Annotated in this window: 19 protein-coding genes; 11 read left to right on the plus strand and 8 right to left on the minus strand. The window is 68.9% G+C overall.

What is annotated here, in order from left to right:
• The first annotated feature begins 136 nt into the window (after window positions 1–136).
• Window positions 137–1,480, plus strand: coding sequence for a hypothetical protein (locus tag AC6CH0_RS05905; RefSeq protein ID WP_498098877.1), 1,344 nt, complete (start codon window positions 137–139; stop codon window positions 1,478–1,480).
• Between the two features lie 73 nt (window positions 1,481–1,553).
• Here AC6CH0_RS05905 and AC6CH0_RS05910 read toward each other — a convergent pair whose 3' ends face one another.
• Window positions 1,554–2,051 (minus strand): ATP-dependent zinc protease family protein, encoded by a 498-nt coding sequence (locus AC6CH0_RS05910; RefSeq protein ID WP_498098878.1) that lies wholly within the window; start codon window positions 2,049–2,051, stop codon window positions 1,554–1,556.
• A 25-nt stretch (window positions 2,052–2,076) separates the two neighbouring features.
• On the opposite strand from AC6CH0_RS05910, the gene AC6CH0_RS05915 reads away from it, so the two are divergent.
• Window positions 2,077–3,267 carry a RimK family alpha-L-glutamate ligase gene (locus AC6CH0_RS05915; RefSeq protein ID WP_498098879.1) on the plus strand — a complete coding sequence of 397 codons (1,191 nt, stop codon included), beginning with the start codon at window positions 2,077–2,079 and terminating at the stop codon, window positions 3,265–3,267.
• A gap of 176 nt (window positions 3,268–3,443) precedes the next feature.
• On the opposite strand, the gene AC6CH0_RS05920 is transcribed toward AC6CH0_RS05915, so the two are convergent.
• From AC6CH0_RS05920 to AC6CH0_RS05930, 3 genes are all read right to left on the minus strand, one after another.
• On the minus strand, window positions 3,444–3,806 hold the full coding sequence (locus AC6CH0_RS05920; RefSeq protein ID WP_498098880.1) for a GntR family transcriptional regulator: 363 nt from the start codon (window positions 3,804–3,806) through the stop codon (window positions 3,444–3,446).
• Window positions 3,806–4,765 (minus strand): hypothetical protein, encoded by a 960-nt coding sequence (locus AC6CH0_RS05925; RefSeq protein ID WP_498098881.1) that lies wholly within the window; start codon window positions 4,763–4,765, stop codon window positions 3,806–3,808. Before AC6CH0_RS05925 ends, AC6CH0_RS05920 begins: the two co-directional genes overlap by 1 nt.
• 65 nt (window positions 4,766–4,830) lie before the next feature.
• Window positions 4,831–5,268, minus strand: coding sequence for an Lrp/AsnC family transcriptional regulator (locus tag AC6CH0_RS05930; protein ID WP_022890985.1), 438 nt, complete (start codon window positions 5,266–5,268; stop codon window positions 4,831–4,833).
• A gap of 188 nt (window positions 5,269–5,456) precedes the next feature.
• Here AC6CH0_RS05930 and AC6CH0_RS05935 point away from each other — a divergent pair, with 188 nt between their 5' ends.
• Entirely contained in the window at window positions 5,457–6,098 is a 642-nt protein-coding gene (locus AC6CH0_RS05935) for a hypothetical protein (protein ID WP_498098882.1), read from the plus strand.
• Window positions 6,095–6,661 carry a DUF4352 domain-containing protein gene (locus tag AC6CH0_RS05940; RefSeq protein ID WP_498098883.1) on the plus strand — a complete coding sequence of 189 codons (567 nt, stop codon included), beginning with the start codon at window positions 6,095–6,097 and terminating at the stop codon, window positions 6,659–6,661. Before AC6CH0_RS05935 ends, AC6CH0_RS05940 begins: the two co-directional genes overlap by 4 nt.
• A gap of 415 nt (window positions 6,662–7,076) precedes the next feature.
• Here the strand turns inward: AC6CH0_RS05940 and AC6CH0_RS05945 are convergent, their stop codons facing one another.
• Window positions 7,077–8,333, minus strand: coding sequence for a hypothetical protein (locus AC6CH0_RS05945; protein ID WP_498098884.1), 1,257 nt, complete (start codon window positions 8,331–8,333; stop codon window positions 7,077–7,079).
• 74 nt (window positions 8,334–8,407) lie between these two features.
• On the opposite strand from AC6CH0_RS05945, the gene AC6CH0_RS05950 reads away from it, so the two are divergent.
• From AC6CH0_RS05950 to rocD, 3 genes are all read left to right on the plus strand, one after another.
• Entirely contained in the window at window positions 8,408–9,223 is an 816-nt protein-coding gene (locus AC6CH0_RS05950) for an LLM class F420-dependent oxidoreductase (RefSeq protein ID WP_498098885.1), read from the plus strand.
• 285 nt (window positions 9,224–9,508) lie between these two features.
• Window positions 9,509–10,369 carry a dimethylargininase gene (gene ddaH / locus AC6CH0_RS05955; RefSeq protein WP_498098886.1) on the plus strand — a complete coding sequence of 287 codons (861 nt, stop codon included), beginning with the start codon at window positions 9,509–9,511 and terminating at the stop codon, window positions 10,367–10,369.
• Entirely contained in the window at window positions 10,366–11,601 is a 1,236-nt protein-coding gene (gene rocD / locus AC6CH0_RS05960) for an ornithine--oxo-acid transaminase (protein WP_498098887.1), read from the plus strand. The genes ddaH and rocD overlap by 4 nt, the downstream gene beginning before the upstream one ends.
• Window positions 11,602–11,624: 23 nt before the next feature.
• On the opposite strand, the gene AC6CH0_RS05965 is transcribed toward rocD, so the two are convergent.
• Together AC6CH0_RS05965 and AC6CH0_RS05970 are read right to left on the minus strand one after the other, a co-directional pair.
• Complete coding sequence (locus tag AC6CH0_RS05965) at window positions 11,625–12,377, minus strand: DUF4097 family beta strand repeat-containing protein (RefSeq protein WP_498098888.1); 753 nt, start codon at window positions 12,375–12,377, stop codon at window positions 11,625–11,627.
• A gap of 219 nt (window positions 12,378–12,596) precedes the next feature.
• Window positions 12,597–13,430: an alpha/beta fold hydrolase gene (locus AC6CH0_RS05970; RefSeq protein WP_498098889.1), complete on the minus strand. Its 834-nt coding sequence runs from the start codon at window positions 13,428–13,430 to the stop codon at window positions 12,597–12,599.
• 134 nt (window positions 13,431–13,564) lie between these two features.
• On the opposite strand from AC6CH0_RS05970, the gene AC6CH0_RS05975 reads away from it, so the two are divergent.
• Window positions 13,565–14,101: a CGNR zinc finger domain-containing protein gene (locus AC6CH0_RS05975; protein ID WP_498098890.1), complete on the plus strand. Its 537-nt coding sequence runs from the start codon at window positions 13,565–13,567 to the stop codon at window positions 14,099–14,101.
• Here AC6CH0_RS05975 and AC6CH0_RS05980 read toward each other — a convergent pair.
• A complete protein-coding gene (locus AC6CH0_RS05980; RefSeq protein WP_498098891.1) occupies window positions 14,077–14,733 on the minus strand; it encodes a TetR/AcrR family transcriptional regulator in 657 nt (218 codons plus the stop codon). The two genes, AC6CH0_RS05975 and AC6CH0_RS05980, sit on opposite strands and share 25 nt — an antisense overlap.
• 131 nt (window positions 14,734–14,864) lie before the next feature.
• Between AC6CH0_RS05980 and AC6CH0_RS05985 the strand changes: the two genes are divergently transcribed.
• From AC6CH0_RS05985 to AC6CH0_RS05995, 3 genes are read left to right on the plus strand one after another with little or no spacing between them, the layout of a single operon-like run.
• The gene (locus AC6CH0_RS05985; protein ID WP_498098892.1) at window positions 14,865–16,130 is read left to right on the plus strand and encodes a sugar ABC transporter substrate-binding protein; all 1,266 of its coding nucleotides are present in this window, start codon (window positions 14,865–14,867) and stop codon (window positions 16,128–16,130) included.
• 3 nt (window positions 16,131–16,133) lie between these two features.
• Window positions 16,134–17,057 carry a carbohydrate ABC transporter permease gene (locus AC6CH0_RS05990; protein ID WP_498098893.1) on the plus strand — a complete coding sequence of 308 codons (924 nt, stop codon included), beginning with the start codon at window positions 16,134–16,136 and terminating at the stop codon, window positions 17,055–17,057.
• Window positions 17,057–17,959, plus strand: a complete 903-nt coding sequence (locus AC6CH0_RS05995) for a carbohydrate ABC transporter permease (protein WP_498098894.1) — start codon at window positions 17,057–17,059, stop codon at window positions 17,957–17,959. Before AC6CH0_RS05990 ends, AC6CH0_RS05995 begins: the two co-directional genes overlap by 1 nt.
• The last annotated feature ends 45 nt before the right edge of the window (window positions 17,960–18,004 follow it).

The raw sequence follows: 18,004 nt of genomic DNA on the forward strand, positions 1-18,004 counted from the left end.
TGAGTGGGCGGAAACACGCGGTGCGCGCCCAGCGCCACCGCGTGTTTTCGCCCCACTCATGACCGGCAGGCGGTGCTCGCCCCATGAAGCGCTCCCCCATCGCGAGCGACCGTGGGGTGCGGCATCCTTGTCCGTTATGGACACCATGACGATCATCCCGAACTCGCCGGCGAGGCGCTCGCCGGGCACGCTCGCAGTGATGAGCGTGCTGCTCGGTCTCGTGACCCACTTCGGCGCGCTCTGGCTGCTGCCCGAAGAGACGCCCGGGCGTTTCCTGATCGCCGTCGCACTCACCGCCCTCGCCTGGTGCGCCCTGATCGTGTTCGTCATGCGGCTGATCTACGCGCCGCTCGCGTTCGATGTGTCGACTCGGCGGGTGCGGATGGGTCGTCGTGTCGTGTCGCTCGAGTCGGTCACCCGAGTGCGCCGCAGCATCTCGATGAACGGAACCGCGGCGTACCTCACCTACCGCTTCTTCTCGACCGAGGGCGCATCGGTGCGGGTGCTCGCGGCCGGCCGGCCGTTCCGCGGCCTCGATGAGCTCGCGCTCCGGGAGTTGCGCCGTCTCGTCGAGGCTGCACCGATCGCCGGACCCGACGACGACCTTGCCGGTCGGCGCGACGTGATCGCCGCCAATCTGCAGGCGAGCACGAGCGCTCGTGCCGTGGAGGTCTCGACAGCGACGCTCCTGGCTGAGATCGACGGGACCCTCGGGGTCCCGCCTGCGGCGCCGTCCGCGGGCGAAAGCGAGAGCGCCGCGGCCCGATCGAACGGCATCGACGTCGCGGAAGCCGCGCCAGCAGCACCGGGCGCTCGCACGATCACGGCGGTGGAAGCCGAAGCACTCGTGAGCCGCTGGACAGCCGATGACGCGGACGCAGATGCCGTCGTCGCCGCGCTGCCGAAGGGTCGTCGCATCTGGCGACGCATCGGCTTCTGGATCCTGTGCGCCGCCATCGCCGGCTTCGTCGTCGTGATCGCGGGTGCGGTCGTCTGGGAGCAGATCGAGGGTGGTCGCCTGTCGAGCGACGACAACGACTCCGTGGTCGCACCGATGCTCGCGACGCTCCTCGTGGGCCTCATCGGAGCGGTGATCTGGACGCTCGCCGCCGACGCGCACAACACGCAGCTCCGGCGAGCCGGCCGCGAATGGATGGCAGCAGGGGATGCGGAGCGCCGCGAACGCGGCCTCGCAACGCCGTTCCAGGCGGCGATGGCCGACGGCTCGAATCGCACCCGCATCTGCGCCGCCTTCACCGGTCTCGTCATCTCGTTGATCGCAGTTCTCGGCGGGTTCGTGGCATTGAGCGAAGAACCCGAGTACTTCGTCATCGCGATCGTCGTCGGCGGCGGCATCGCTGCGCTGTCCGTCTGGGCCTGGATGGTCGCACACCGGCGCAAGGCCGCCGCTGCCCTGGAATTCGTCGAACTCGCGGCCCTTCGGATCGACCCGCCCGGGCTCCTGCCCGACTCAGCCTGAAGGATCTCCCGCGGCCGTGTCGAGACGTCGGAACGGGTCTCGCTGGCGCTCGCTCGGCGCTCGCTGGCGCTCGCTACTCGACCGGCGGCGGCAGGTCGCGGCCGCGATTGCGGCGACGGATGCCCCGGGGCGCGCGCCCGCCCACGAAGGAGCGCGCGGAGTCGACGACGAAGCCCTGACGCAGCGCCTCCCGGCCGATCAGCATGCGGAAGCCCATCTCGTCGCGGTTGGTGAGGGTCACCTCGGCGGTCATCGTGCGCTTGAGCAGCACGACGTCCATGAGCACGACGATGCGCTCTTCAGTGTGGCCCGACGAACTGCGCACGGAGCGGCGGTCGTGCACCGGGCACTCGACCACGACGGCGTCTTCGTCGGAGTTCTGCCACGGGTGCACACCGAACCGCACGATCGGCACCTCGCCGCGGCGATCTTCTTCGAGGTCGAACGCGTGCAGCGACGAGGTGCGTGCTCCGGTGTCGAGCTTCGCCTTGATCCACGGCACTCCTGCGCTCGGCAGGCTCACCCATTCGCGCCATCCCGCGATGGTGTTTGAATAGGTGGGCTCTCTCACTCGACCATCTTTGCAGGGGCTGACGATGAAACTTGCGATCCTCTCGCGCGCCCCACAGGCGTACTCCACTCAACGACTCCGAACGGCGGCCCAGCAGCGCGGTCACGAGGTCAAGGTGCTCGACACCCTGCGCTTCGCGATCGATCTCTCGGGCCCCGAGCCCGACCTGCAGTACCGCGGTCGCCGGCTCTCCGACTACGACGCGATCCTGCCGCGAATCGGCAACTCGGTCACCTACTTCGGCACGGCCGTCGTTCGTCAGTTCGAGCAGATGGACGTCTACACCCCGAACACGGCCAACGGCATCACGAACTCGCGCGACAAGCTGCGCGCCAACCAGATCCTCTCGCGCCACAACATCGGCATGCCGGCGACGGCGTTCGTGCGCAACCGCGCCGACGTGCGACCCGCGATCGAGCGCGTGGGTGGCGCGCCGGTCGTCATCAAGCTCCTCGAGGGAACGCAGGGCATCGGCGTCATCCTCGCTCCCGAGGTCAAGGTCGCCGAGGCGATCATCGAGACGTTGCACTCGACGAAGCAGAACGTGCTGATCCAGCGCTTCATCAAAGAGAGCCGGGGCCGCGACATCCGTGCCCTCGTCGTGGGCGACCGGGTCGTGGCCGCCATGCGCCGCAGCGCGAGCGGCGACGAGTTCCGCTCGAACGTGCACCGCGGGGGCACCGTCGAGGCAGTCGAGCTGACGCCCGAATACGAGCAGGCGGCGGTGCGCTCGGCGCAGATCATGGGCCTGCGAGTGGCCGGCGTCGACATGCTCGAGGGCGACGACGGACCACTCGTGATGGAGGTCAACTCCTCTCCCGGCCTCGAGGGCATCGAGTCGGCCACGAAGCTCGACGTCGCGGGCGCGATCATCGACCACATCGCGAATCAGGTCGGCTTTCCCGAGATCGACGTGCGCCAGCGGCTCACCGTGTCGACCGGCTACGGGGTCGCCGAGCTCGTCGTGCACGGCAACGCCGACCTCGTCGGCACGACACTCGGCGATTCCGGCCTCTGGGAGCGCGACATCACGGTGCTCACCCTGCACCGCGGCACCACCGTCATCCCGAACCCGCGCAAGGGCGTCGTGCTCGAGGGCGAAGACCGGCTGCTCTGCTTCGGCAAGCTCGAAGAGATGCGCTCGATGATTCCCGAGCGCCGACGCCGGCGGGCGAAGGTGCGAAAGCTGCCGAAGCAGCCGATTCCCGAGGCATGAGGGCGGCCGCTCGCGTGAACAGCGTGCGCTCGAGGCATCCGCCGCAGAAACTCAGGAGATCTCGGGTGGTGGGCGCTGCTGGTGGCCCTTGTGGCCTGATCTCCTGAATTTCAGGAGCACTCGGGCCGCGGTGCGTGGCGGTGCGGCAGCGGCAGCGGCGACGGGTGCGGGCGCGGTCAGGTGCCGGGGCGCAGGGCTGCGCGCACGATCGCGAGGGCCTGTTCGGCGTCGAGACCGAGCTGCGCGATGCGTTCGGCGTAGGCGGATGCCGCGAGCTGCGCCTGCTGCTCGGTCGGGTCGCCGCTGGCCGAGACGAACGAGCCGTTGCGGCCGCGCGTCTCGATGACCCCGTCGCGCTCGAGCTCGCGGTAGGCCCGAGCGACGGTATTGGCGGCGAGGCCGAGCTCGGTCGCGAGGGTTCGCACAGGCGGCAGCCGCACTCCGGCGACGAGTGTGCCGGCGCGTACTCCCTCGATGACGGCCCGCCGAAGCTGCTCGTACGGCGGAACGGATGATTCGGGGTCGAGTTCGAGCAGCATCATGCACCCTCGGGCGTCGGCGTCGGCGTCGGCGAACCGTACCCGGGTGGCTGCGCCTCCGCGAACTGCACCGGCCAGAGGCGCTTGAGGTAGTAGCGGGCGGGGCGGAGCGCGATCGAGACGACCGCCACTGCGACCAGAGCGGTCAGCATGGCGAACGTGAGGATGCCCCCGACGACCTGGCCGAACGCTGCCGCGGGCCCGACCGAGTCGGGCCAGGCGAAGATCGACGCGGCGACGACCAGACCGCCGGCCATCAGCGGTACCGAGACGAGGTCCCGCAGGGTTTGGGCCCGCAGCGCATCGTCCCAGCGCAGCAACTGCTCGCTCACCGAGGGCTGTGGCCGTGACACGAGGGCCGACGAGATCCACTCGGCTCCGACGAGGGCGGCGATCGCGGCGACGGCAGCGGCGCCGGTGAGTACTCGGGTTTCGCCGGGCGTCGGCAGCACCGCAACGACGACGGCCAGCAGCCCACCGACCGCCACGAGGACGCGGGCGCCGACACGTTCGATCGGCGCGACGTAGTCGGAGGCGGTGGGGCGGGGGAGTCGTGCCACGCGCGGACCGAGGCGACGAACCTCGGGCGGCGCGGGCAGGATCGAGATCGCCGTGCCGATGCCGCGCCCGGTGAGGACGAGACCGGCGAGCACGAGCCCGGCGACTGGCGAGAGGCCTGCGCCCCACTCGTCGTGCGTGGTCAGCACGCCGCTCACGGCGACGAGCGCTCCGACGCCCGCTCCGGCCACCGTGCCGACCGCGCCCCACCGTGCGCGGAACCGGAGCCGTTCGCCGACGGTGCGCTCGAGCTCGACGTCTCCGTCGAGTGGAAGCCCGACGGTTCGAGCGAATCGTCCGATCGCCGGCGGCTGCGACATCCACAACGGTGAGATCGCTGCCGCCACCGAGACGAGCGCGAGAACGCTGAGCATGAACCATTCGGGCGAGTGGAGAGACATGGTCGTTAATGTATTACTACAAACTGTACGCGTCAAGCGCCGCTCGCGCCCGGTCAGTGGGTCAGTCAGTCCCGGTTGCGGTTGACCAATCTCGAGAGCACGATCGCGCTGCGGGTGTGGTCGACGTTCGGCGCGACGCGCACGCGCTCGAGTGCGTCTTCGAGCGAGGCGATGTCGCGGGCGCGCATGTGCACGATGGCGTCGGCGCTGCCGGTCACGGTGCCCGCGTAGACGACCTCGGGGACGCCCTGCAGGATGCGCTGCAGCTCGTCGGGTGCCACGGTTCCCCGGCAGAACAGCTCGACGTACGCCTCGGTCGACATGCCGTCGACGGCGGGGTCGACCTGGATCGTGAACGAGCGGATGACGCCGTCGGCGACGAGGCGATCGACGCGTCGCTTGACGGCCGACGCCGAGAGGCCCACCGACGACCCGATGTCGCCGTACCCGGCACGGGAGTTCTGCCGCAGCAGGTCGAGGATGGCGCGGTCGAGGTTGTCCATCCTCGGATTGTATGTCGATCGATTGCGTCGGGGCAGCACATGACGCAGTTTTCCTGCGCCCCTTGACGCTCTCGACCGGATGTGCGTGATGCGAGCGGCACTCCGATCGCGACGCCGTGCCGCCGGCAGCAGGCGCACCGCGCGCTGCGACATCACCGCGAGGCATCCGCTCGTCTTAGGCTGTGCGCATGACACTCGAGGCCGGTGGGGCGAAGCCCGACGCGACGCCTGCTGCGCCGCCGAAGCGCCGCCGACTCCGTGCAGCCTTCGATCGGGTCCCGACGAGCTGGCTCTCGACCGCGCTGGTCCTGGTGCTGCTCGGTCTCTCAGCAGCATTCGGCGGTCTCGCGGATGCCCCGACGACGCCCATCGCCGCACTCGAAGCCGGTGAGCGCATCGACGGCGCGCAGCTCGACATCACGGTGCTCGAGGGAGTCGTCGTCGACGAGCTTCCCGGAGTGTCCCTCGAGCCCGAAGCCGGCAATCGCTTCGTCATGGTCGTCGCAGACGTCGAGAACGTGTCGACCGCACCGGCCGGCTCTGCGAATTTCGACGAGGTGGTTGGACTCGACGCCGTCTCCGACGAGGCTACGACCGTGCTCGACGTCGATGACGGTCGCGAGTGGCCGACGCTGCAGGTCGGCGTGCCGCGCACGCTCGCCTGGGTGTGGGAACTGCCGGCGGATGTCGCGGATGCGGCGGTGATCGGAGTCGAGGTGTTCGATCGCAGCTATCACGAGGGCACGACCTTCATCGTCGGCGGATCCTTCGATGGCCCGTTCCTCGTCGCATCGGGCGAACTGCCGCTGCGCGACGGAGGCAACGGATGAGCGCCGCGCGAACGCGGCTCGTGCACGCGTCACTCGCAGCTGCAGTGCTCGTCGTCGCGGGAGTCGTCATCAACACGGCGCCCGCGTCGCGCGACTGGCTCGAACCGCTGCCTGTCGCCGCCACGATCGGGCAGGAGGCCGTCGGGCGCAACCTCGCCGCCACGGTGCACGGTGTGCGTGTCGCCGACGCGATCGTCGATGAATCCGAGGAGGCCGTGAAGACTGGCGGAGTCTGGATCGTCGTCGACCTCAGTGCCAGAGCGATCATCGACGAGCGCAGGGTGGGGCTCCTCGGCATCGCGCTGCACACCGCCGGCATCGAATACAGCGCGAGCGACCGCCTCGACGGCGACCTTGCGGGCCGATCGCTCGCGATCCCCGTCGAGGCGAGCGGCTCGATCGCCTTCGAGCTGCCCGAAGTACCCGAGGGTCCGGTCGAGCTCCACCTCGCGCTCCGAGATGACTCGCGTGGCGACTCGGTGCTCGTCGTGCCGATCGAGCTCGGAGGAATCGAGCCCGAGGCATCCGTCGCGCTCGAATCGATCACCGAGGAGGCGCCGTGACCGAACACGGCTGGTGGCGGCGCAACCGCGGCGGGCTCATCGCGCTCGCCCTCGTACTGCCCGCCGCACTCGCCGCGACGAGCTGGACGGAGTGGAACGACATCTTCGGGTCACGCGCGTCGCTCGCCATCGAGCACCCGGCCGAGACGACGTTCGAATACGGCGGGGCGCACTGGCAGGTGCTCGACGCCGCCCGCGGCCGTCCGAACGACTCGAGCGAGCTGACCCCGTTGCCCGACGGGGTCGAGCTCGTGGTCGCGCAGCTCGAGGTCACGCCCGGGCCCGACTTCGAGGGCTGCCTGCTCGACCTCGTCGAGCCGGCGCGAGGGCGCACCTTCGACGGCGATGGACTGCTCGACGTCTGGGCGGCGAGCGAGGGCACCACGACCGGATGCGTCACCGACACGACCGAACCCTATGTCGTCGAGCTGCCGTTCATGGTGCCCGAGGATACCGGCGACGTTGCGCTCACGATCTCGGTGGCATCGGCGCTGCCGTCGTTCGTGCGGGTGCCGCTCGAGATCGAGGCCAAGCAGTAGTCGTAGGCGGCAGCGACGAGCACGAGCAGCACCGGCTGGAGCAGCGAGGTCATGAGGAGCGATACAGGAGTGTCGATGAACTGCCACACGTGCAGCTCGTGCGGCCCCGCGAAGTGGCCGATCGCGTAGGCGAGCCAACGTTCGGCGGCGAGCAGCACCGTATAGGCGAGCACATACAGGCTCATCGGAACGGCGCCCGCCCGCCAGATCAGCAGCAGGGCGTCGGAGATCGTCTTCCACCGGCCGAGCGAGGCCTTGCCGACATCGGTGAGACGCCGACGCGACCACTCGGGAAGCCGCGCGAACCGCGTGTTCACGCGCTCGAGCGCCCTGACCCGACCGTACGTGGCGGTGCCGAGTGCCTGGCCGAAGACCACGCCCGCGAGCGCGAGCCAGGCCAGTGGCAGCAGGATGAGCTCGCCGAGCTGGTTGAGCAGCCAGCCGGTCGCCTGCTGCACGGGCTCGAACCACGCGAAGCTCGCATCGATGTTCGCGATGAACTCGTTCCACCAGTGCACCGCGACGCGCGAGTTCATCCAACCGGTGATCAGGGCGATGCCATCCCTGATGAAGTACAGGGTGAGGAAGACCCACACGGCTTCGCAGTACATCGCGGCGACCGAGGTCCACGCGGGCAGCTTGGTGCCGAGGCGCTTGATCGCCGTGCGCGCCGCGAACGTCACGACGATCACGCCGATCGTGATGACATCGAACGGCAGCGTGTCGATCTCGCCCGTGTTCACGGAGTCGGCCAACCAGTTCACCTTCTCGAGCGCTCGCCGCGTGTAATCGAGCGCGTCGTCTTTCAGAAAGCCCCACGCCGCGTAGAAGAGGAAGAACGGCAGGATGCTCGCGAGCACGGCCTGCCCGAATCGAGGCCGTGCCTCACCCGCGAGCACGGAGTAGTTCGGCATCGCATCGCGCATCGTGAGGAACATCGCGATGAAGCTCACGAGCCGCGCGAGTGCCGCGAGCGGCAGCACGAGGAACGCCGCGAGCGTCGAAGTGACGCCGATCGCCGACGCGAGCTCGATGATCAGGTAGCGCGCGAGCCACCCCGCCAGGAACCACGCCAGGAGCGTCGGCCACGTTCGCACCAGGATACGGCCGGCGGTGCGCACGGTGTCGAGCATGCCCGCCACTCTAACGGCCGCGCGCGTCGTGCGGTTGCGGCATTCGCGGCGACCGCCCGACGTAGGCTTGACCGATGAACCTCGATACTCCCGTGCGTCTCGGTGTGCAGGTGCAGCCGCAGCACGCACGCTACTCCGCCATCCGCGACACCGTGTTGCGCCTCGAGGACCTCGGCGTCGATGTCGTCTTCAACTGGGATCACTTCTTCCCGCTCACCGGCGACCGTGAGGGGCTGCACTTCGAGGCGTGGACGATGCTCGGCGCGTGGGCCGAGCAGACCGAGCGCATCGAGTTCGGCTCCCTCGTCAGCTGCAACTCGTATCGCAACGCCGACCTGCAGGCCGACATGGCCCGCACGCTCGACCACATCAGCGCGAAGGGCGGCACCGGACGGTTCATCTTCGGCACCGGATCGGGCTGGTTCGAGCGTGACTACGACGAGTACGGCTACGAGTTCGGCACAGCCGGGTCGCGATTGAAGGCGCTCGCCGGAGCGCTGCCCCGCATCGAGGCGCGCTGGGCGAAGCTCAATCCGGCGCCGACCCGCGACATCCCGATCATGATCGGCGGAAAGGGTGAACAGAAGACTCTGCGCATCGTCGCCGAGCACGCCGACATCTGGCACTCGTTCGTCGCACCGGCCGACCTGCCGCACAAGCTCGACGTGCTCGCCCGCTGGGGCGACGAGGTGGGCCGGGATGTGTCGGAGATCGTCGTCTCGAACGAGCTCGACCGCAGCGGGGTCGACGTCGATCACGCCGAGGCGCTCTTCGCGGCAGGCGTTCGACTGTTCACGATCGGCATCAACGGCCCCGGCTACGACCTCGGCCCAGTGAAGCGCTGGCTCGCATGGCGCGACGCCAAGAACGACGGCGCGGTGGCCGCCTGACGCGACGGCGGGCACCGTCGCACCCGTCCGTGACGCGTGAGTCGCGGCATCCGTCAGTTCGACCTCGCATGAAAGTCGTGTGAGGGCGTCGAACGAGCACGAAAGTTGCGCTCGACGCCACCAACCGCGCTGCGATTCCGTTCACACTTGAGGTGGCGTCTCGACGGCGGCGAAACCCGAACGTCGTCGTCGGGCTCGTGAGCGTGACCTGGTCCGCCGGTGGTGCGCACAATGGATGCCGCGACCCTCGGGCCGCGGCATCCGCTGAACTCTCGAAGGAGTGAGATGTCGACCCTGATCGAGACCGGCGAGCAGAACCGTGCGCGACCGGAACGCCGCGCCACCGGGCGCAGTGTGCTGATGTGCCGGCCCGAGCACTTCACCGTGGTCTATCGCATCAATCCGTGGATGGACCCGGCCGCGCCGACGAACACGGCCCTCGCGCTCGCGCAATGGCAGGTGCTGCACGACACGTACGTGCGTCTCGGTTACGAGATCGAGCTGATCGATCCGATCGCCGGGCTGCCCGACATGGTCTACGCGGCGAACGGCGGCTTCGTCATCGACGGCATCGCCTACGGCGCGAGGTTCACGCACCCCGAGCGCCAGCCCGAGGGGCCGGCGTACATGCGATGGTTCGCCGCGGCCGGCTTCGACGTGCGCGAACCGGTGGAGATCAACGAGGGCGAGGGCGACTTCCTGCTCGTCGGCGATTCGATCCTCGCCGGCACGGGCTTCCGCAGCGATTCGCGCTCGCACGAGGAGCTCGCCGGGATCTTCGGCCGTGAAGTGGTGACGCTCCGCCTCGTCGACCCGAGCTTCTACCACCTCGACACCGCGATCGCCGTGCTCGACGCCACGCCCGGTCAGGAGCACATCGCCTACCTGCCGAGCGCGTTCGACGAGGCATCCGTCGCCGTTCTGCGGGAGCGCTACCCCGATGCGATCATCGCCACCGAGGCGGATGCCGCGGTGCTCGGCCTCAACTCGTTCAGCGACGGACTCAACGTGGTGATCGCGTCGCGCGCCGCCGACTTCGAGCGGCAGTTGCGCGAGCACGGATACCACCCGATCGGCGTCGACCTCTCCGAGCTGTTGCTCGGCGGCGGCGGCGTCAAATGCTGCACCCTGGAGCTGCGCCGATGAACACGAATACGTCCACGACCCTGAGCGAAGAGGCCATCGCGCTCGAGACCGAGCACGCCGCGCACAACTACCATCCGCTGCCGGTCGTCGTCGCGTCGGGAGACGGCGCCTGGGTGACGGATGTCGAGGGGCGCCGCTACCTCGATTGCCTCGCCGCCTACTCCGCCGTGAACTTCGGGCACGGCAACCCGCGGCTCATCGAGGCGGCGCGCGAGCAGCTCGGGCGCATCACGCTCACGAGTCGTGCATTCCACAACGATCGGCTCGGGGCCTTCGTCACCGAGCTCGCAGCGCTCTGCGGCACAGACATGGTGCTGCCGATGAACACCGGCGCCGAGGCCGTGGAGTCGGGCATCAAGGTCGCGCGTGCCTGGGGGTACCGGGTCAAGGGCGTGGCGCCGGATGCCGCGAACATCGTCGTCATGGCGGGCAACTTCCACGGCCGCACGACGACCATCATCTCGTTCAGCGACGACCCCGACGCGCGCGCCGACTTCGGGCCCTACACGCCCGGCTTCCGCACCGTGCCGTACGGCGATGTCGCTGCCCTCGAGGCGGCGATCGACGAGAACACGGTGGCCGTGCTCGTCGAACCGATCCAGGGCGAGGCCGGCGTCGTGGTGCCGCCGCCCACCTACCTGCCCGCACTGCGGGCGCTCTGCACGGAGCGCAAGGTGCTGATGATCGCCGATGAGATCCAGTCGGGCCTCGGCCGGGTCGGCGCGACATTCGCCTGCGACCTCGTCGGCGTGGTGCCCGATCTCTACCTGCTCGGCAAGGCACTCGGCGGCGGCATCGTTCCGGTCTCGGCCGTCGTCGGCGACCGCGAGGTGCTCGGGGTGCTGCGCCCGGGCGAGCACGGGTCGACGTTCGGGGGCAATCCGCTCGCGGCCGCCGTCGGGCTCGAGGTCGTGCGCATGCTCGCGACGGGCGAACCACAACAGCGTGCCCGCGAGCTCGGCGCGCACCTGCAGCAGCGACTGCTCGGGTTGATCGGACGAGGGGTCGTCGCCGTGCGCGGCGCCGGTCTCTGGGCGGGCATCGACATCGACCCCGCCCTCGCGAGCGGGCGATCCGTCTGCGAGGCGCTCATGCGCCGCGGCGTGCTCGCGAAGGACACGCACGGCTCGACGATTCGGCTCGCGCCGCCGATCGTGGTGGAGCAGGCCGATCTCGACTGGGCCGTCGATCAGCTCGAAGCAGTGCTCGGCGAGTTCACCGCGCGGGAGTAGCCCGTTCCGGCGGGGCGGCCGCCTCAGTCGCCCGTCACCGTGATCGCGCCGTTCGAGGTCGCCAGGTCGAGCACGAACTCACCGGCCGAGTCCTCGTCGATCTCGACGTCGACCGATCCGTTCGAGGTGTCGGTCGTCACTCGGTAGCTGACGCCGGTGGTCGGCACGACGAGGTCGATCGCCCCATTCGAGGTGCGTGCGTCGACGTCTTGCGCCGTCGCGAGCCGCAGGTCGATGGCGCCGTTCGAGGTGCTCGCCCGCACACCGGTGCCGGCGAGGTCGCGGCCTTCGATGCGTCCGTTGCTCGTCTCGGCGTCGATGCTGCCGGTCACGTCGTCGAGTTCGACCCGGCCGTTGTTCGTCGAGACGTCGACGGCGGCGACGCCGCTGAGCTCGATCGCCCCATTGGAGGTCGACCCGCGCACGTCGACGCCGACCGGCAGCTCGATCGTGTAGTCGACGGTGCAGTTGCGGCCGCACCCGCTGAGCACGAGCACCCCGTCGTCGACCTCATGGGTCGCGTCGGTCGGGCGTTCTCCACGGTACGAGACGGTGCGCGAGAGCTCGATGCCGGTGGCCCCCTCGACGCCGCGAACCGTGACGCTTCCGCCGGGTTCGTCGATCTCGATGGTCTGCACTTCGTCGGTCAGCGTTGCGTCGTCGCTGAAGCGTTCGGGCGGGGAGAGGAACGCGCAACCGCTCAGCACCGCGGCGGTCGCGACGGTGATCGCTCCGGCGAGCAACGGGCGTGCCGCCCGTGCTGACCGCCCCGCCACGGTCGCTCCGGTGGTTTCGGCCGTTCGAATGCCTGACGCGCGCAAATCGATCTCCCCTGTCGAACCAGACCGGCGCACCGCCGGCCTCTGCTTCGACCCTAGCCACCCGCCGGTCCGCGGCGCCGTGGGGAAAACCCCCGCATGACGGTGCGCACACGAGTGAGCGGATGCCGCAGCATCCGCTCAATCGTGTCTGGGCCGTGCTGGACGCCCTACCTCCTACTTCGCGAGGAACGCGAGCAGCGCCTCGTTGACCTCGGCGCCGTGGGTCCAGAGGAGCCCGTGCGGTGCGCCTTCGATCTCGACGTAGTCGGCGTCGGGCAGTCGCTTCGTGAACTCGCGCGCCGTGGCGTCGATCGGCAGGATGCGGTCGGCGGTGCCGTGCAGGATGAGTGCCGGCACGTCGATCTTCTCGATGTCGCCGCGGAAGTCGGTGAGCCACGACTGCACGACCGCCGAGGAGGCGAACCAGGAGGAGCCGGCCGCGACGTTCCAGCTGGCGCGCACGGCGGCCTCGCTGATGCGCGAGCCGAGGTTCTCGTCGAGGTTGTAGAAGTTCTGGTAGAAGTCGTCGAACCACGCGTAGCGGTCGGCCTTGGCGGTCTGCTCGATGCCCTCGAAGACCGAGGCGGGCACGCCGGTCGCGTTGTCGTCGGTCTGCAGCAGGAACGGTTCGAGCGAGGCGAGGAAGGCGGCCTTCGACACGCGCTCGCTGCCGTAGGTGCTCAGGTAGCGTGCGACCTCACCGGTGCCCATCGAGAAGCCGACGAGCACGGCGTCGCGCACGTCGAGCGTCTCGAGCACGGTGTTCAGGTCGGCGGCGAAGGTGTCGTAGTCGTACCCGGTGGTCGGCTGGCTGGAGTGGCCGAAGCCGCGCCGGTCGTAGGTGATGACCCGGTAGCCGGCCTCGAGCAGGGCTGCGGACTGCTTCTCCCAGGAGCGCCCGTCGAGCGGGTAGCCGTGGATCAGCACGACGGCCTGGCCGGTGCCGTGGTCTTCGTAGTGCAGCTCGATCGGGGTGCTGTTCTCGGTTCCGACGGTGATGTTCGACATTTCCTGCTCCTCGTGAGGCATTCACCTAACCGGTCTGGTTCGGTGTGTTGGTTACAACGCAACCATAGCGCGTTCATTCCAACCTGTCTATAGCGTTATGATGGTTATAACCTCCTGTTCAGAATCGAGTGACCATGTCTCCCTCTCTCCTGCTCGACCTCGTGAATTCGCGGCTCGTGATCGGTGACGAGGTGCTCGACGAGATCGGCGACGATGCCGCGGCATCCGCGTGGCTGCGCGCCCACGACGCCGACGGCTCGGAGGCCGAGGTCGCCGATGCCCGGGCCGTGCGGGCCGCACTCGTGCCCTTCCTTCGAGGTGAGACGGATGCCGCGGCACTCGAGCCGTGGGCCGGGGCGATGCGCAAACGGGCCCGCGTCGGCGAGAACGGGCTCGAGTGGATCGACGAGGTCGCCGCGGATCGTGCGATCGGCGCGCGGGTCATCGGCGAGTGGGCGGCGCTCCAAGGGGAGCAGGGGTCGCGCATCCGCCCGTGCGCTGCGCACGACTGCCAGCACTTCCTCATCGACGAGAGCCGTGCGAATGCGCGCAAGTGGCATTCCATGGAGACGTGCGGGAATCGCGCGAAGGCCCGACGGCACTACGCGAAGGCGAAGCTCGCCGGCACGGTCGGCGAGCCGGGGCTTCAGTCGCGGGGCTCGAGCAGGTAGCCGCGTACGAACTCGTCGAAGAGGGCGGTCATGTCGACCGACTCGTCGAGCAGCCACTGCTGCTGGAGGCCGTCCATCACTGCGGAGATGAGCCGCGCCGCATGGGCAGTGTCGATGTCGGCCCTGATGAGGCCGTCGCGCTGCGCGTCGGCGAGCACCTGCTGCGCCGATGCGGCGCTCTCGGCGTAGCGGCGGGCGAACTCGTCGTGTGCCGGGTGCTCGGTGTCGGTCGCCTCGGCCGAGATGACGGTGTAGAGCGAGGTGAGGCCGCGGGTGGTCTGGTTGTAGGCGACGACCTTGCGCACCTGCTCGAGCAGCGTGAACTCCGACACGTCGCCGGCCGCCCCCTGCACGCGGGCGTCGCGCTGGCGGAGCACCTCGGTGAAGAGCTCCTCCTTGCCCGAGAAGTGGTGCATGAGTCCGGCGGGCGTGAGGTTCACGCGTTTCGCGATCTCGCGCAGCGAGCCGCTGTGGAATCCACTGCGCCCGAAGACGACGAGTGCCGCATCGACGATCTCCTGGCGCTTGGCCTGCCCCTTCGCATAGCTGCCGCGCGCGCCGCGCACGGGGCGGGAGGCGGATGCCTCGCCGTCTGGCGTGCTGCCCCTGGCATCCGTCTCCCCGTGTCCCATGAGGAGAATCTATCGCACTCGACGCCGAAAACCTATCGGATGTAAGGTTTTTGGGTTATGGTGGTGCTCACCAAGCGACCAATGGAGGCCGAGCGATGAATCGATGGAGATCGAACCGAAGTTTGCGACGGGTGACGACGGCTGGCGCCGTGGTCGCAGCCGGCGCGATCCTGCTGACCGGCTGCGGGCGTGGCGACGGCGGCGGCGAAGGCGGACCCGAGAGCAAGGGCGCCATCAACGACGAGCCGGCGACGGGCACCGTCGAGGTCTGGGCGATGGGCAACGAGGGCGAAGTGCTCGGCGAGCTCGCGAAGCAGTTCGAAGAAGAGAACCCCGACGTCACGATCGACGTCACCGCGGTGCCGTGGGAGAGTGCGCACGACCGCATCGCGACGTCGATCGCCGGCGGCGAGACGCCTGACATCTCGATGCTCGGCACGACCTGGGTCGGCGAGTTCGCCGCGACCGGCGCGTTCGAACCGACGCCCGACGGGCTCGTCGACGAGGGCGACTTCTTCGAAGGCTCCTGGGACACCACGGTCGTCGACGAGGTGGCCTACGGCGTGCCGTGGTACGTCGACACCCGCGTGCTCTACTACCGCACCGACCTGGCCGAGGCGGCCGGCGTCGAAGCACCCGAGACGTGGGACGAGTACACGGCCTTCGCGAAGGCGCTGCAGGCGCAAGGCGCCACCTCCGGCGTGTCGCTCCCGCCGGGCGGGTTCGACTCCTGGCAGTACGTGACGCCGCTCGCCTGGCAGCAGGGCGGCGACATCCTCGCCGACGACGGCACGACGTTCACGCTCGACAGCCCCGAATGGAAAGAGGCGTTCGAGTTCTACGCGAGCTTCTTCGAAGCGGGCATCTCCGAGCCCGTGCGGCTCGAGGGCGGCGAGATCGAGCAGAAGTTCATCTCGGGCGAGGTCGGGTCCTTCTACAGCGGCCCGTTCCACGTGAGCCTCCTGCTCGAGCAGGGCGGCCCCGAGTTCGCCGACAAGTTCGCCGTCGCGATGGTGCCGGGCGCCGACAGCCGCACGAGCTTCACGGGCGGTGGCAACCTCGCCGTCTTCGACGACAGCGAGAACCGCGACGCCTCGTGGAAGTTCGTGCGCTGGCTGAGCCAGCCCGAGACCCAGGTCGCCTGGTACGAGATCTCGAGCGACCTGCCGAGCGTGCAGTCAGCATGGGACGACCCGGTGTTCTCGGATGACCCGTACCTCAGCGTCTTCGGCGAGCAGCTGACCGACTCCAAGGCCCCGCCGGCGATCCCGACCTGGGCGCAGGTCTCGGCCGTGATCGACCAGGAGCTCGAGAAGGTCACCCGCGGCGAGACGAGCGTCGACGACGCACTCGCCGCAGTGCAGCAGCAGGCCGAGTCGATCGGCACCGGCCAGTAGCCCATGGTCGCTCTCACCCCGTCGGCTCCGACGCGTGCCCGTGCGGCATCGCGCCGGAGCCGGCGCGCCACCTTCATCGCGTGGGGCTTCGCCGCCCCGTTCGTGATCCTCTTCCTCGTCTTCATGGCGGGCCCCATCGTGGCGTCGCTCCTGATGAGCTTCACCGACCTCACGACCCGCGACCTGCAGACGCCGTTCAACGTCAACGTCGTGGGCTTCGAGAACTACGTGAAGCTCTTCAACGACCCGCGCTTCCTGCGCTCGCTGCTGAACACCGGCATCTTCGTGATCGTCGGCGTCCCGGTGACGATGGCGCTCGCACTCGCCGTGGCGCTCGCCCTGAACACGGGCATCGCGAAGTTCCGCACGGTGTTCCGGGTCGGCTACTACGCGCCGGTGGTCACGTCCATCGTCGCGATCGCCATCGTGTGGCGCTTCATCCTGCAGCCCGACGGCCTGCTCAATGCCTTCCTCGGGTGGTTCGGCATCAACGGGCCCGACTGGTTGCAGTCGACGACGTGGGCGCTGCCGTCGCTCATCCTCATGGCGATCTGGCGCAACATCGGCACGCTCATGGTGATCTTCCTCGCGGGCCTGCAGGGCGTGCCCAAAGAGCACCACGAGGCGGCGATGGTCGACGGGGCCAATGCGTTCCAGCGGTTCGGCAACATCACGCTGCCCGCGATGCGGCCGACGCTGCTCTTCGCCGCGGTGATCACGGGCATCGGCTTCCTGCAGTTCTTCGAGGAGCCGTTCGTGATGACCCGCGGCGGCCCGCTCGACGCGACGCTCTCGACGGCGATGTACACCTACAACCAGTTCGGGTTCGGCAACTACTCGTTCGCGTCCGCCGCGAGCTACGTGCTGTTCCTCGCGATCGTGGCGCTGTCGCTGATCCAGTTCCGACTGCTCGGAAAGAAGGACTGATGTCGTCGACCACCGGCAACACCACGGTGACGGATGCAGCCCGCTCCGCGGCATCCGCTGCCCCGTTGAACCGCACCGGGCGTCGTCGCCCGCGCCCGAAGTGGTGGCTCTACGTCGTGCTGACCCTCGGGCTCGTCGCGATGGTCATGCCGTTCGTGTGGATGATCCTCGGTTCGTTCAAGACGACCGCCGAGATTCGCCAGTACCCGACGAACTTCTGGCCGATCGACCCCACCGTCGAGAACTACACGCAGTTGTTCGGGCGGCTCGACTTCACGACGTTCTTCACGAACAGCGTCATCGTCGCTGTCTTCGTGACGCTCGGCAACATCGTGTTCTCGTCGATGGTCGGCTACGCGCTCGCCAAGCTCGAGTTCCGCGGCAAGCGGCTGCTCTTCGTGCTCGTGCTCGCCACGCTCATGGTGCCGGGCGTGGTGACGTTCGTGCCACTCTTCGTGCTCACCGCGAACCTCGGGCTCGTGAACTCGTACCCCGGGCTCATCCTGCCGTTCCTGATCACGCCGCTCGGGGTGTTCCTGATGCGGCAGTTCATGCTGAGCCTGCCCGACGACATCATCGAGGCCGCGCGCATCGACGGCGCGAGCGAGTGGCGCATCTTCCTCGGGGTGATCATGCCGCTCTGCGGGCCCGCCGTCGCGACGCTGACGATCCTCACGTTCCTCGGCAGCTGGAACAACTTCCTCTGGCCGCTCGTCGTGGCCACGAGCGAAGACAAGTACACCCTGCCGGTGGCGCTCGCGCTCTACTCGGTCGGCCAGAACGCGGCCCAGTACGGGCTCATGATGGCGGGCGCCGTCGTCGTGGTGGTGCCCGTGCTGCTCATCTTCGTGGTGCTGCAGCGCTACTTCGTGCAGGGCATCGCCCTCACGGGAATCAAGTGACGGCCTCGGCCGCGATCAACGGCGGCCTCGGCCGCAACCAAGCAA

The sequence above is a fragment of the Agromyces sp. GQ35 genome (genome assembly GCF_059758475.1).